Origin of the sequence: Aurantimonas sp. 22II-16-19i, from assembly GCF_002088275.1 — a bacterium.
In the GTDB taxonomy this organism is placed as follows: Bacteria; Pseudomonadota; Alphaproteobacteria; order Rhizobiales; family Rhizobiaceae; genus Jiella.
Window position 1 is genome coordinate 1 of record NZ_AQQS01000021.1, and the last position, 13,810, is coordinate 13,810.

The following is a 13,810-nucleotide window of genomic DNA, read 5'->3' on the forward strand; positions in this document are numbered from 1 at the left end:
GCGCCGTATTACGCGAGGGGCCAGCGGCGCCGGGAGGCCGTCCGGGACGCCTCGCCTCCGGAAGACGAGACGGCGCGGAGACCGCATCGCCGGCCCGCAAGCGCTCCCGGCGAGCGCCCGTGCCCGGTTCCCGTCGACTTGGAGGGGGTGGACCGGCGATGGGGGGAGTATGGCGAGGGGGTGTGGGGCGGGGATGGGAATTTTTGCGGATTGAGGAGAATCAGGGGGTTGGTTGAAGTGGGAGAGAAAGTTATTGCCGGGCAGCGCAAGCGCCGCCTGGGGCGTCGCGAAATCCTCGCGATGCGACTTGCCGTGAATATGCATTGCATCGATATTGGCGCATGGACTTCAGCTGGAGCGAAGAGAAGAACGCGGTGCTGAAAGCCCGCCACGGCTTCGGCTTCGAGCGCGTCATCATCGCGCTCGCAGAGGGCGACCTGATCGCGGAGCGGCGGCATCCGAACGTCACGCGATACCCGGATCAGAGTCAGTACATCGTCCGGATCGACGACTATCTCTGGCTCGTCCCTTTCGTTCGATCAGCGGACAGCGTCTTTCTCAAGACGATGTATCCGAGCCGTAAGGCGACGAAGCAGTTTCAGGAGCAGGACCTATGAACCAGCCAAAGCCCCCTGAGCCCATCTTCGACAGCGAAGAGGAGCGCGCGGACTTCGCCTTTCAAGACTCCGACGAATGGATCGAAGTCGAAATGAGCGCGGAACGGCGGGCCGAGCTGCGACAAGCGGCGCGGCAGATGCTGGCGGGCCAGCCGCGCAAGCGGATCTCCATCGCCATTCCCGAGCGCGACCTCGCCCGGTTGAAGACCAGGGCCGCCGAGAAGGGCATGCCCTACCAGACGCTGATCAATTCGATTTTGCATGAGTATGTGGAGGGATAGGTTGGCGGTGGTGCGGGCTCTCGCCTCGCCGCTTCGCTTGGCTCGGGGGTGAGGGCCACATCGCCCGTAGTCTGGATCGGGCCGCGTCGACGAGGGGCAGCGAACCGTCACGCTTAGGACATTGGCGATTGACGGATGAGCTGCTAAATCGGCGAAAAGCAGCCTGCGATTGCAGAGCTACGCCTGTCCATTGCGGAACAGGATTCAGAACATCAAACTAGCGAGGGGCAACAATGTTTATATGCATATATAAAGAGAAAGGAAAATATGTTGCGCACTCTACATCAGATAAAAATGATTTTGAAAACGATTTTTCCACACAAAAGATCAAACACGATGCTAAATCGTTAGCGAGTAAAAAAATTGATGCTGATACGAAATTTTCAATATTGTTTTACGAATTCACGATTTCGATGATGAATTATCTTGAGCTGCTTCCGTTGGTGGCATCATTCACGCCCGCTATATCTCTAAGCTTGCAAGAGAAAGTAATTTCCGAATTTGTGATGTCTAATGGAACCGTACTTGAGGACGAGGAAAACAGAACGGTTGTTAGACTTGACGGCGACAGTGAATACGGGTTGGCAGAGCTACTCGAAAATTTCTCGGCCCTGAAAACGACGGGTCAGCAAATTCCAAAGATGCTACTAATCGGAGCTGTCAGTAGTTACGAATTTCATGTCGCTAATCTTATGAGATGCATATTCGAAATGAACCCGAGGTTGATGCGAGACAGTGAAAAAGAAGTAAAAATTCACGAAATTCTCACAATGGGTGACATCGAAGACTTCAAAAAATATGTATTGGAGAAAGAAATTGACCACATAATGAGGCAATCGGCGCATGAGCAAATCAAATGGCTCGAGAGTAGCTTGTCGATCGATAGCATTCAGAAGTCATATAAAGACTATTCTATTCTGATGGAGATTTTCGAACGGCGCAATTTGTTTGCACATTCCGACGGCGTTGTTAATAAGCAATATATCAATAATCTAAAGAAATTTTCTCATCCCGATTTCGAGAAACTGCAGATTGGCGGCCATTTAAGCGCTAAACCGAAATACTTCAACGCGTCATTGCGGACTGTCGCAGAGTTTGGTGTAAAACTGATTCAAATATGCTGGCGGAAAGCTGCTAAAAGCGAGAATGAGAACGCCGATGACATGCTTGGAAATTTTTGCTTGGAGCTTATAAATCGAGGAGAATATCAGCTCTCCAGCAAATTACTTGAGTTTGCTACCGCGATGCGTGGGAAAAAATCAGAGATGCGGCGCCGCATGGATATAGTAAATCTAGCCAATTGCTATAGACTTATGGGCGATTCAAAGAAATCTGAAAAAACACTCAACGCCGAAGAATGGTCAATCACCAGTGATGACTTTAAGCTCTGCGTGGCTGCGGTGCGCGGCGACGTTTCGGAAGCAGTGCGCGTCATGAAAAGAATCGGCTCGGAAGGTGATATCGAAGCATCAACCTATGAAGGTTGGCCCGTATTTCGAGGCCTGCAAACTGAAAAAGAATTTTGCCAAGCTTTTGAGGAGATATTTGGGCGTGAATTCAGCCCAAGAAATTCTGAACCGAAAAGCATTATCGGAGCGATCATACGTTTATCTAGTGTGATAGATGCGAGTGAGAAGATCGATACGGTAGCGCTCCAACCCAAAGCCGTTGTCAGTAAGACCAGCGGATCACCAGAAGATATATTCAGTTGAAAATTTGGCCGTCTTCCGTGCTAGACGCTACCCCGCCCGGAACCCCCGATACGTCGCCGCCCCCGGCTCCGCCACCGCCGACTCCGTCGTCGCCATCGCGCCGATCGACTCGTGCAGCGGCGACTTCACGCAGACCGGGTCGGTCGCGGCAGCGTCGCCGGTCAGCGCCAGGGCCTGGCAGCGGCAGCCGCCGAAGTCGAGGTGTTTGCGCTCGCAGGAGAGGCAGGGCTCCTGCATCCAGGAGGTGCCGCGATAGGCGGTGAAGGCGGGGCCGTCGTACCAGGTGTCGGCGAGGGAGTGGTCGCGGACGTTCCAGAAGTCGAGGTGACGGATGGTTTCCGCCGCGTGGCAGGGGAGCACCTTGCCGGCGGGGGTGACGGAGAAGGTGCGGGTGCCCCAGCCGCCGTTGCAGAGTTTGGGATAGCGGGCGTAGTAGTCCGGGAAGACCGCGTCGATGACCAGCGTGCCCTTGAGGCGCTCGCGGGCGGTCTCGACCTCCTCGATCGTGCGGTCGACGTCCTCCCGGGCGGGCATCAGCTGGGCGCGGTTCTTGAGCGCCCAGCCGTAATATTGCGTGTGGGCGATCTCGAGCCGCTTGGCGCCGAATTCGACGGCCTTCTCGATCATCTCCGGCACCTGGTGGATGTTCATCCGGTGGATGACGGCGTTGAGCGTCAAGGGCACGCCGCGCTCGACCACGGCGCGGGCGAAGGCCTGCTTCTTCTCATAGCCGCCGCGATAGCCGCCGACGCGCTGGGTGATGGCCTCGTCGGCGCCCTGCATGGAGAGCTGGATGTGGTCGCAGCCGGCCTCGATGAGGGCGTCGAGCTTGGCGTCGTCGACGCCGATGCCGGACGTGATGAGATTGATGTAGAGGCCGACCTCGGCGGCGTGGCGCGTCAGCTCGACGATGTCGCGGCGGGCCGTCGGCTCGCCGCCGGACATGTGGAGATGGATGACGCCGAGCTCGGCCGCCTCGGAGAAGACGCGCTTCCAGGTGTCGGTGTCGAGCTCTGACGATTTCGGATCGAGCTGCAGCGGGTTCGAGCAATAGGTGCAGCGCAAGGGGCAGCGATGGGTCACCTCGGCGAGGAGGCCGAGGGGCGGCTGCGGCCGCGGCGGGGCGGCAGCAACCGGGCGGTTTTCGAGCAGCGTCTGGCTCACAGGGTCACCATCTGCTTGTCGCTGAGGTCGATCAGCAGGCTCTCGACATCGGGACGGATCGTCGCCTCGTCGGCGGTGAAGAGTTCGGTCAACTGGGTCAGCATGCCCCTGAAGGTCGTGACGCCGTCGATGCGCTTCAAGATCTCGGTGGCGATCGCATCGGCCTCGAAGATCCGCTCGGGGCCGAGCAGCACGTAGCGGCCGCGCGCCTTGTCCTCGCGGAACTTCACGCCCCTCGGCAGCGCGGGGACGGCATCGTCGGGGATTCTCGGGGCCGCCTCGTTCATGCCGCCTCCCGGCCCCGGCCGGCCGTCTCCGCCTCGCCCGGGCGCCAGGCGTCCGGCGGCGTCAGGGCGGGGTCGACATAGGCGAAATACAGCGCGTCGAGCTGGGCCCAGAGGACGTGGCACTTGAAGCGCAGGGCATCCATCACGGCCTCCTGCTTCTCGCGGGTGTCGGCGTGTTCGAGGCAGTAGTTCAGGGCAAAATCGCTGTCGCGCTTGGCCTGCACCGGGCGCTTGTCGAAATAGGCCAGCGTCTCCTGCGAGATGAAGTCGTAATGGGCGAGCATGCCCTTGTTGCGCACGCCGATGACATTGGGCGAGAACAGCTCGGTGAGCGAGGAGGCGATCGCCTCGAGCAGCGAGCGGTCGCGCACGAAATGCACATAGGCGTCGACGGCAAAGCGCGTGCCGGCCAGGATGCCGCGGCCGGATTCGACATAGGCGCGGTCGAGGCCGACGCCGTCGGTCAGCGCGATCCACTTCTCGATGCCGCCGCGCTCGGTCTCGGAACCATCATGGTCGATGATGCGCTGGCGCCACTCGCGGCGCAGCGCCACCGTGCCGAGGCGGGCGAGGATGATGGAATCCTTCACCGGGATGTTCGCCTGGTAGTAATAGCGGTTGAGCGCCCAGGCCTGGACCTGCGCGCGGCTCAGCCGACCCTCCTGAAGGAGCGTCTGGAACGGATGCAGCGAATGGTATCGCGTCTCGCCGATGCGGCGAAGCGCGGCCTCCAGCTCGCCATGGCTCAGCAACTCGTCCGACCGACCCGTCATAGCGCGATCTCCATCCCGTCATTGGTCACCGTCCAGCCGGCGGCCTCGACGGTGTTGCGTTCGTTCGAACCCTCGATGAGGATGGGGTTCGTGTTGTTGATGTGGATATAGGCCTTCCGGCCGATGCCGAGGCCGTCGAAGGCGTCGAGGCTGCCGCCCTCCCCGGTGATCGGCATGTGGCCCATGCGCCGGCCGGTCTTCTCACCGACGCCGGCGCGGCGCATCTCGTCGTCGGCAAAGAGCGTGCCGTCGAAGAGCAGCGCGTCGGCGCCGCGGATGCGGGCCTTCAGCGATTCCGGCAGATGGGCGCAGCCGGGAATGTAGAAGGCGGTGCGGCCGTGGGCCGAGAGCTTGACGCCGACGGTCATCTCGCTTTCCTCGCCGACGTCGACCTCGCCCGTCTCCATGAACAGCGGCACCTTGCCGGGGACCGAGAAGATCTCGACCGCAAGGCCCGGGACCGGCTCGAAGGCCTCGCCGATCGTCACGGCGCGCTTGTCGACGAAGGCCGGGTCGAGCACCTGGAACACCGGGCTGCCCGCGATCATGCCGAGGACGCCGGCGGTGCCGTAGAGGGGCAGGCGCTGCTTTTCCCGCAGGGTCAGGAGACCGGCGATGTGGTCGACGTCGCCATTGGTGACGAGGACGGCGCCGATCGGCGTCGCGCGCTTCGTCGCGGCGCCGGATTCAGCGGAGTGGCCGGCGAGGCAGGCACCGGGCGACAGACGCGGCGAGGCGAGGATCTGCTGGCGCAGGTCCGGCGAGGCGTTGAGAAGCAGCCAGCTCCGCCCGTCGGCGGAGGCCGCGATCGAGGACTGCCCGCGCGCATTCACGCGCCCGTCACCCGCCCAGTAGAGCCGGCAGACGTCGCAGAGGCAGTTCCATTGGGGATAGCCGCCGCCGGCGGCAGAGCCCAAAACAAAAAGCCGCAGGCGGTTCTCCCGCCCGCGGCCCAGATCGATCGACATGATCGATTAGAATTCGACGGGCATGTAGCCGTTGATTTCCATCGCCATGCAGATTTCGGTCACGATCGGCTTGTTCCAGGCCATGATGTTCTCTCCCAGTTAGCATTGCGATGCAGCCTCGACGGACGCGCGATCCGCGCCGCGCCGCTCACCACATCCGGATCAACATAGGGGCTTCTGCCGCATGCGTGAAGCATCGAGCGTCGCCCGGCGAGAATCGGGAAGAGTTCCCAGTTCCGCCTGCGGGCCGCGGGGGAATGCCCCCGCGCACCGCACTCACTTCAGAACGACGATCTGGACCCGGCGGTTCCCCGCCGCCAGCGGATCGGCGGGATTCTTCAGGTCGCTCTCGCCGCGCCCGGCGACGATGAAGCGAGCCTCTTCCGCTCCGGTGAGGCCCATCAGGCGGTCGCGCACGGCCGCCGCCCGCCGGGTCGAGAGCTCCTGGTTGAAGGCCTCGCTGCCGGCCGCGTCGGTGTGGCCGATGACGACGAAGCGGCTGCCGGCAAAGCGGGCGTCGGCCACCGCCTCGGCCAGTGCGGCGATCTCGCCGCTCGACCGGTCGAGCGGGACATCGGCGCCGCTGGCAAAGAGGATCTCGACGTCGATCGACGGCAGCGGCATGGCCGCCTCCGCCTCGTCCTCGACGATCAGCAGGCGGCTGCGCTCCCCGGTGCGCATCGAGCGGGTCTTGCCGAGCTTCGCCGGACAGGCGGCTTCGTCGGCGATCTTCAGGTCGCAGAGCTCGCTGCGGCTGAAGCTGCGCGCGGCGCCGCCGGCTCCCGGGCCGCAATCGTCCGACTGGCCGGCGAGACAATCGCCGAGCTTCGAGGTTGACGGCTTGCCGAGATAGTCGTCGATCTCGACGGACTGCAGCTGCTGGGCCTGACCGACCGCCGGACCGGACAGGGCGAAGGCGATCCCGAGCACCGAGGCCCGCAGTCCAGCCACGAGGCGCAGGCGGGCGCGCGAACCGGGGTCGTGCGGCTCGATCCGCGGCGCGGCGGGCCGGGAACCCCCGCCGTTCCTGCGAAGGGTGCGTGCGATGCGGATCATGCCGTTTCACCCATCTTCGTTCGAAGCGCCGTGGAAGGACAGGTCGCTTCGGCCGGGTCCACCGCCCGGCAACCGTGCAGCGAACTTCCCAAAGGTCAGACTATCCACAGGGCGCGCGCTGTCAACATCGGCGACGCGCAGCCTTGGGCGGCAAGGCTGGCTGCGGCGCCGTGACGTCCGAGGCCCGGAGGCCCGGAGGCCCGGAGGCCGGCATTCGCGCTTTCAGCTGCCATCTGCCACCTGCCATATCTCGCTCCATCCATGCTGGAAACCCGGCGCGCGCAGCTGCCTGCCCAGCGTGATCGCGAGACCCACTTGAACGTTGGTGACATTCGTGCTCCTTTGCGGCACCCGCGGGAAACGGAAGAGTAGACCGAATCCTGATCCCCGGGATATTGCGACTACCAAAGAAGCCGTTCCCAATCGCGCCGGTATTTCGTAACAACTCCTTACGATCCCCCCCTCTGCCGCCCCTTCCGGACCCCACCCTTGAGACAGACAGTCTTTCTGCCGAGAGGTCTCCTGCCAGGCCTTGCGGCGCTAATCGGAGCCTGCATTCCCGTCATGGCAGCCGCTGCCTCCCAAGATCCGCCCGCATCGTCGGCATTCATCCTGCAACCCGCCGATTACATCACCCGCGAGATCGGCACCTTCGCCACGCCGTCGGAAGGCCTGCGGCTCGCGCATGTCGATCCGGTCGGCAAGGACGAGCGCTGTCGCCGCTCCGGCCGGACCTATCTGTGCGGGCATTATGCCTGGCAGAGCTGGAACGGTCTCCTGGCGACGTCTGCGCTGAACTGCCGACGCATCGCGCCGTCGTCCGAGCGCATCTCCTGCACCCTTGCGGACGGCACCGACCTTGCCGCCTGGCTCCTGCGCTCGGGCTGGGCGCGGGCCGGGTCGGATGCACCCGACGCATACCGCCAGCTCGAGGCCGAGGCGCGCGCCAAGGCCATCGGCATCTTCAGCAATCCCTGATCCCAACCTTCGAGGACGTTCGCCGTGCCATCCTCTTCCGTTTTCGACCCGACCAACTACACAGCCCTGATACCCGCCGGGATGCCCCGGTGGCACACGGGAAGCGGCTCCGTCACCTATTCCTTCCTCACCGCGATCCCGGACCACTACGACAACCCGGCTCCCGGCACCAACGACGGCTCGGTGATCGGCGGGGAGACCTATGCCGAGGGCACCAACCCGACGCTCACCGCCACCCAGCAGGCGATGGCCGAGCTCGCGATCGCCCGATACAATGAAGTGGCGAACATCAATATCGTCGCGGCTACCGGTGGCGCCCTCGGCCAGGTGACGTTCGGCGCGCTCAGCATGGCCGAGCCGGGGCTCTACGGTTTCGCCTTCTATCCCACGACCTCCGACCTCACCGGCGGCGACGTCTGGCTGAACAACAACAACGGCATCGTGGCGACACCGACCCTCTACGACGAAGGCTGGGACACCTTCATCCACGAACTCGGCCATGCGCTGGGGCTCGAGCATCCCTTCGATGGAACCACCCTCCCCGCCAACCTGGAGAATTCCCTCTATTCGGTCATGTCCTATAGTCCGGTCCCGAGCCAGGCGGACGTGGAAGATCCGATCCAGCAGTTTCCCGCCACGCCGATGCTCTACGACATCCAGGCGCTGCAGGTGCTCTACGGCGCCAACATGTCGACCCGGGCGGGCGACGACGTCTATTTCGCCAGCGGCGGCGTCGACGGCTTCGAGATTTCCAATGGCGGCTCGCTGATCGCGACGATCTGGGATGCCGGCGGCAACGACACCTTCGATGCCTCCGACCAGACGTCGGCGGTGCGGATCGACCTTCGCCCGGGCTATGCCTCGACGATCGGCTCGATCGCCGACAACATCCTGATAGCCCTCGGCGTCGGCGGGACGCGCGCGATGTCGGCCGTCATCGAGAACGCCGTCGGCGGCAGCGCCAACGACGTCCTCATCGGCAACACCGCCAACAACGTCCTGCGCGGCAATGCCGGGGCCGACCAGTTGAACGGGCTGGGGGGCTCCGATACCGCCAGCTACGCGGGCTCCAACGCCGGCGTCGTGGTCAATCTCAGCAACGGCACGGGCCAGCTCGGCCATGCGGCCGGCGACACGCTCACGGCCATCGAGAACCTCATTGGCTCGAGCCTCGGCGACACCCTCCTCGGCAACGCCATCGCGAACTTGCTGCAGGGCGAGGGCGGGAACGACGTCCTGCGCGGCTATGCCGGCAACGACCGGATCGAAGGCGGCGAAGGCGCTGACCAGCTGTCCGGCGACTTCAATGCCGACACGCTTCTCGGCGACGCCGGCAACGATACGCTGGCCGGCGGCGCCGGCGGCGACTACGTCGACGGCGGGGCCGGCAACGACACGATCACCGGCGATGCCGACGGCGCCCGGGACATCTTCGGCGGCGGCGCGGGCATCGACACCCTCGACTACAGCGCCGTCACCTCGGCGATTACCGTAGATCTCGTGGCGGGGCTTGCCACCGGCACGGCCATCGATACCGACCGGCTGTTCGGCATCGAGCGGGTGCTGGGCGGTTCGGGCGACGACGTGATGACCGGCAACGGCTTCACCACCCTCCTCGGCGGCGGCGGCGGCAACGACACGCTGCGCGGCGGCGGCGGCAACAACAGCCTGTGGGGCGGGACCGGCAACGACAACATCCGCGGCTATGCCGGCTTCGACGTGCTGATCGGCGGCGCCGGCAACGACCGGCTGCAGGGCGACGCCAATGCCGACACCTTCGCCTTCGGCAACGGCTTCGGCAAGGACATCATCGCCGACTTCGAGGCGACGAACGCGGCCGAGAAGATCGACCTGTCGGCGGTGACCGCCATCACCTCCTTCGCCGACCTCGCCGCCAACCACCTCACCCAGGTCGGCGGCAACGCCGTGATCACCGACGGCTTCAACACGATCACCCTCAACGGGGTGAGCATCGCCGACCTCGACGCCGGCGACTTCATCTTCTGAACGGAATGCCCGGCGAGACCGTCGGGATCCCGGTCTCCCGGGACACGCAGGTCGCCCCAGGAATTCTTCCCCCTCCGATCCGATCGATCGGACGGGGAGGGAAACCACACCGGTCACCGTGGCGGACCGGGACTGAGAAAGGCCGGAAGCGCGTGGCGTTTCCGGCCTTTTTCATTGCTCGCGGCAGTCCGGCACATCGAGCGCCACGGGCCACCGGCCTCAGCCGGTTGCGGCCATGGCGATGCGGTCTCGACTGCCCCTCCTGCGGCTTCGCGGCGGCGACGGGCCGGGCGGAAACCCGCAAGCGGCGGGCTGCCGGATGGCGCGAGGCCCATCAATGGGCGACGCCCGCCCGGCGCCGGCAAGCGGCCACTCGTGCAACTCCGGCTTGAACGACGACGACATCCGTGCTTTTCTGACTTGACGCAGGGTAAGATCGACGTCGGGAGGCGGCTTTTCCCTCGTTTTCAGAGTGTTCTCTGAGGCGCCGAAGCCCGGCCCAGCCTTGCGAGTTCGGGTCGCTGCGCCCGTCGGCGTGGCCCCGAGGTCCTGCTTCGTGGCATCGGCAAGGCGAACGGCATGTCGTCTGGCGAAGGCCTTCGCAGCTACTGCGGCCACCATTGGAGGTCCGGATTTCGCCATGACAGCTTCGGCCCCGCAGGATCCAGCGACGACGGCGACATTCACCCTGCGGCCGGGAGGCTACGACACGCGGGAGATCGGCGAATTCGCGGCGCCGTCGGGCGATTTCCGGCTCGCTCATATGCCCCCCGTCGGAAAGAACGAGCACTGTCGTCGCGTCGGCCGGACCGATTTGTGCGGACACTACGCCTGGCAGAGCTCAAACAACCTCCTCGCATCCTCCGACCTGACCTGCCGCCGCGTCGCGCCGGCGGCCGGCGCGGATCCGGCCTCGTGCCGGCTGGCGGACGGGACCGATCTCGCCGCCTGGCTGCTGCGCTCCGGCTGGGCGCGCGCCGCCCCGCATGCCCCCGATCCCTATCCACAGCTCGAGGCCGAGGCGCCCGCCAAGGCCATCGGCATCGTCAGCAGGCCCTGACGCCAACCTTGGAGGACATCCGCCGTGCCATCCTCTTCCGTTTTCGATCCGACCAACTACACCGCGCTGATCCCCGCCGGTACGCCCCGGTGGCATGACGGCAGCGGCTCCGTCACCTATTCGTTCCTGACGGAGATTCCCGCGCATTACGACAATCCCGCCGCCGGTGACAACGACGGCTCGGTGATCGCTGGGCAGACCTACGCTGAAGGCACCAACCCGTCGCTGACGCTGACGCAGCGGGCGATGGCGGAACTCGCGATCGAACGATACAACGAGGTCGCCAACATCAACCTCGTCCCGGCGGGCACCTCCGGATCCGGCGGATCGCCGACGACCGGCTCGCCGATCACCGGCAACGGCTCCCTCGTCGGCGGCCTCGGCGGACCCGCCGGCTTCGGCGAGACCGTCCTGAGCCGCAACGACGACGGTTCCTCGACGGTCGATGTCAGCGCGGTGTTCGAGAACGGCCTGAACTTCTTCGGCAACACCTATTCGAGCATCTTCGTCAACACCAACGGCAACATCACCTTCGGCAGCGGCCTGTCGACCTACACGCCCTTCGGCATCTCCGGCTCCGGCATCCCGATCATCGCGCCCTTCTTCGGCGACGTCGACACCCGCTCGCCGGCCCTCGCCGGCGCCGAGAGCGCGCCGATCTATGTCGACGTCAATCCGACCGGCGACATCGTCACCATCACCTGGGACAACGTCAACTTCTTCCGGCAGGACGGGACGCTGCAGAACAGCTTCCAGCTGCAGCTCTTCGACCGCGGCGGCGGCGACTTCGACATCGTCTTCCGCTACGAGGAAATCAACTGGACGACAGGCGATGCCAGCGGCGGCACGGACGGCCTCGGCGGCAGCATCGCACGGGCCGGCTTTTCCGCCGGCGACGGGCTGAACTTCTACGAGCTCGCCGCTTCCGGCAATCAGGCCGCGATCCTCAACCTCGAAAACGCCGCCGGCAACACCGGTACGAGCGGGCTCTGGGCCTTCGAGGTGAGGAACGGCGGCACCGGGCTCGGCGATGTGACCTTCGGCGCGATCAGCACGGGCGACCTCGGCCTCTACGGCTTCGCCTACTATCCGACGACGAGCGACCCGATCGGCGGCGACGTCTGGCTGAACAACAGCAACGGGATCGTGGCGACACCGACCTTCTACGACGAAGGCTGGGACACCTTCATCCACGAGCTCGGCCATGCGCTGGGGCTCGAACATCCCTTCGACGGCACCACCCTGCCCGCCAATCTCGACAATTCCCTCTATACGGTCATGTCCTATGACCCGATCCCGACCCAGGCGGGGGTGCCCGATCCGACCCAGCAGTTTCCCGCGACGCCGATGCTCTACGACATCCAGGCGCTGCAGGTGCTCTACGGCGCCAACATGTCGACCCGCACGGGCGACGACGTCTATTTCGCCAGCGGCGGCGTCAGCGGCTTCGAGATCCCCAATGGCGGCTCGCTGATCGCGACGATCTGGGATGCCGGCGGCATCGATACCTTCGACGCCTCCGAGCAGACGTCGGCGGTGCGGATCGATCTTCGCCCGGGCTTTGCCTCGACGATCGGCTCGATCGCCAACAACATCCTGATCGCCCTCGGCGCCCCGGGAACGCGCGCGATGTCGGCCGTCATCGAGAACGCCGTCGGCGGCAGCGCCAACGACGTCCTCATCGGCAACACCTCCAACAACGTGCTGCGCGGCAATGCCGGGGCCGACCAGATGAACGGCTTCGGAGGATCCGACACGGCGAGCTACGAGGGCTCGGCGGGCGTCAGGGTCAATCTGACCAATGGCCTGGGGTCCTTCGGCCATGCCCAGGGCGACATTCTCACCGCAATCGAGAACGTCACCGGCTCGGGCTTCGCCGATACGCTCCTCGGCAACAGCGGCGCCAACATCCTCAGAGGCGAAGGCGGCTTCGACGTGATCCACGGCTATGCCGGCAACGACCGCATCTATGGCGGCGGCGGCGCCGACAAGCTCTATGGCGAGTTCAACGCCGACGTCCTGTTCGGCGGCGACAGCAACGACATCCTCTCCGGCGGCGAGGGCGCCGACACCGTCTATGGTGAAGCCGGCGGCGATACCTTCATCGGCGACGCTGACGCCGCCAACGACACCTATGTCGGCGGTACCGGCCTCGACACCATCGACTACGGCGCCGTCGCCACGGCCATCAACGTCAACCTCGTCCTGAACTTCGCCTCCGGTGCCGCCATCGGCATCGACCGGCTCTTCGGGATCGAGCGCGTCCTGGCCGGCAACGGCAACGACAGGCTGTCCGCCGGCGCCGACACGGCCCTGCTGGCCGGCGGCGGCGGCAACGACAACATCGTCGGCGGCGGCGGCGACAACAACCTCTATGGCGGCGACGGCAACGACAACATCCGCGGCTTCGCCGGCTTCGACCGCATCTTCGGCGGCAACGGCAACGACCGCATGCAAGGCGACTTCAACGCCGACATATTCGTCTTCGAGAACAATTTCGGCAGGGACATCATCGCCGACTTCGAGGCGACCAACCCCGCCGAAAAGATCGACCTGTCGGCGGTGACGGCCATCACCTCCTTCGCCGACCTCGCCGCCAACCACCTGACGCAGGTCGGCGGCAATGCCGTGATCACCGACGGGTTCAACACGATCACCCTGAACGGCGTCGCCGTCGCCGCTCTCGACGCCGGCGACTTCGTGTTCTGAGACCGCCGGCCGCGATCTTCGGCCGGCGCCGAGGGGTTGCCGCTCCGGCGCCGCGCGGGCTCGATGCCTGAGTCCGATGGGCGCCTTCGGCGTCTCGGATCGCAGGTCGCGCCGGGCGCGCAAGCTCGATCCGCTGTCCGGCTCCCCTGGACCGGACAGCAGACGAAACCGATCCGGTCCCAGCACCGGGCCAAGACG

Annotated in this window: 12 protein-coding genes; 7 read left to right on the forward strand and 5 right to left on the reverse strand. The window is 64.8% G+C overall.

Annotation, left to right across the window (positions count from 1 at the left end):
* Window positions 1-341 precede the first annotated feature (341 nt).
* The 3 genes from ATO4_RS16385 (at window position 342) to ATO4_RS27220 (ending at window position 2,610) form a co-directional block, all read left to right on the forward strand.
* The gene (locus ATO4_RS16385; protein ID WP_083592613.1) at window positions 342-617 is read left to right on the forward strand and encodes a toxin; all 276 of its coding nucleotides are present in this window, start codon (window positions 342-344) and stop codon (window positions 615-617) included.
* On the forward strand, window positions 614-898 hold the full coding sequence (locus ATO4_RS16390; protein ID WP_083592614.1) for a CopG family antitoxin: 285 nt from the start codon (window positions 614-616) through the stop codon (window positions 896-898). Before ATO4_RS16385 ends, ATO4_RS16390 begins: the two co-directional genes overlap by 4 nt.
* 233 nt (window positions 899-1,131) lie before the next feature.
* Window positions 1,132-2,610 (forward strand): hypothetical protein, encoded by a 1,479-nt coding sequence (locus ATO4_RS27220; RefSeq protein WP_139802501.1) that lies wholly within the window; start codon window positions 1,132-1,134, stop codon window positions 2,608-2,610.
* A gap of 27 nt (window positions 2,611-2,637) precedes the next feature.
* On the opposite strand, the gene pqqE is transcribed toward ATO4_RS27220, so the two are convergent.
* The 5 genes from pqqE to ATO4_RS16420 all read right to left on the reverse strand — a co-directional run bounded on the left by pqqE (window position 2,638) and on the right by ATO4_RS16420 (window position 6,858).
* A complete protein-coding gene (pqqE, locus tag ATO4_RS16395) occupies window positions 2,638-3,762 on the reverse strand; it encodes a pyrroloquinoline quinone biosynthesis protein PqqE (protein WP_083592692.1) in 1,125 nt (374 codons plus the stop codon).
* 8 nt (window positions 3,763-3,770) lie between these two features.
* Window positions 3,771-4,061: a pyrroloquinoline quinone biosynthesis peptide chaperone PqqD gene (gene pqqD, locus ATO4_RS16400; RefSeq protein ID WP_083592615.1), complete on the reverse strand. Its 291-nt coding sequence runs from the start codon at window positions 4,059-4,061 to the stop codon at window positions 3,771-3,773.
* A complete protein-coding gene (gene pqqC / locus ATO4_RS16405) occupies window positions 4,058-4,834 on the reverse strand; it encodes a pyrroloquinoline-quinone synthase PqqC (protein ID WP_083592616.1) in 777 nt (258 codons plus the stop codon). Before pqqC ends, pqqD begins: the two co-directional genes overlap by 4 nt.
* On the reverse strand, window positions 4,831-5,766 hold the full coding sequence (gene pqqB, locus ATO4_RS16410; RefSeq protein ID WP_083592693.1) for a pyrroloquinoline quinone biosynthesis protein PqqB: 936 nt from the start codon (window positions 5,764-5,766) through the stop codon (window positions 4,831-4,833). The genes pqqC and pqqB overlap by 4 nt, the downstream gene beginning before the upstream one ends.
* A 312-nt stretch (window positions 5,767-6,078) precedes the next feature.
* Entirely contained in the window at window positions 6,079-6,858 is a 780-nt protein-coding gene (locus ATO4_RS16420) for an OmpA family protein (protein WP_083592617.1), read from the reverse strand.
* 564 nt (window positions 6,859-7,422) lie between these two features.
* Between ATO4_RS16420 and ATO4_RS16425 the strand changes: the two genes are divergently transcribed.
* The 4 genes from ATO4_RS16425 (at window position 7,423) to ATO4_RS16440 (ending at window position 13,612) form a co-directional block, all read left to right on the forward strand.
* Window positions 7,423-7,836 (forward strand): hypothetical protein, encoded by a 414-nt coding sequence (locus ATO4_RS16425; RefSeq protein ID WP_083592618.1) that lies wholly within the window; start codon window positions 7,423-7,425, stop codon window positions 7,834-7,836.
* A gap of 24 nt (window positions 7,837-7,860) precedes the next feature.
* A complete protein-coding gene (locus ATO4_RS16430) occupies window positions 7,861-9,843 on the forward strand; it encodes a M10 family metallopeptidase (RefSeq protein WP_139802502.1) in 1,983 nt (660 codons plus the stop codon).
* Between the two features lie 640 nt (window positions 9,844-10,483).
* On the forward strand, window positions 10,484-10,903 hold the full coding sequence (locus ATO4_RS16435; RefSeq protein ID WP_083592620.1) for a hypothetical protein: 420 nt from the start codon (window positions 10,484-10,486) through the stop codon (window positions 10,901-10,903).
* 24 nt (window positions 10,904-10,927) lie between these two features.
* Window positions 10,928-13,612: a nidogen-like domain-containing protein gene (locus ATO4_RS16440; protein WP_083592621.1), complete on the forward strand. Its 2,685-nt coding sequence runs from the start codon at window positions 10,928-10,930 to the stop codon at window positions 13,610-13,612.
* The last annotated feature ends 198 nt before the right edge of the window (window positions 13,613-13,810 follow it).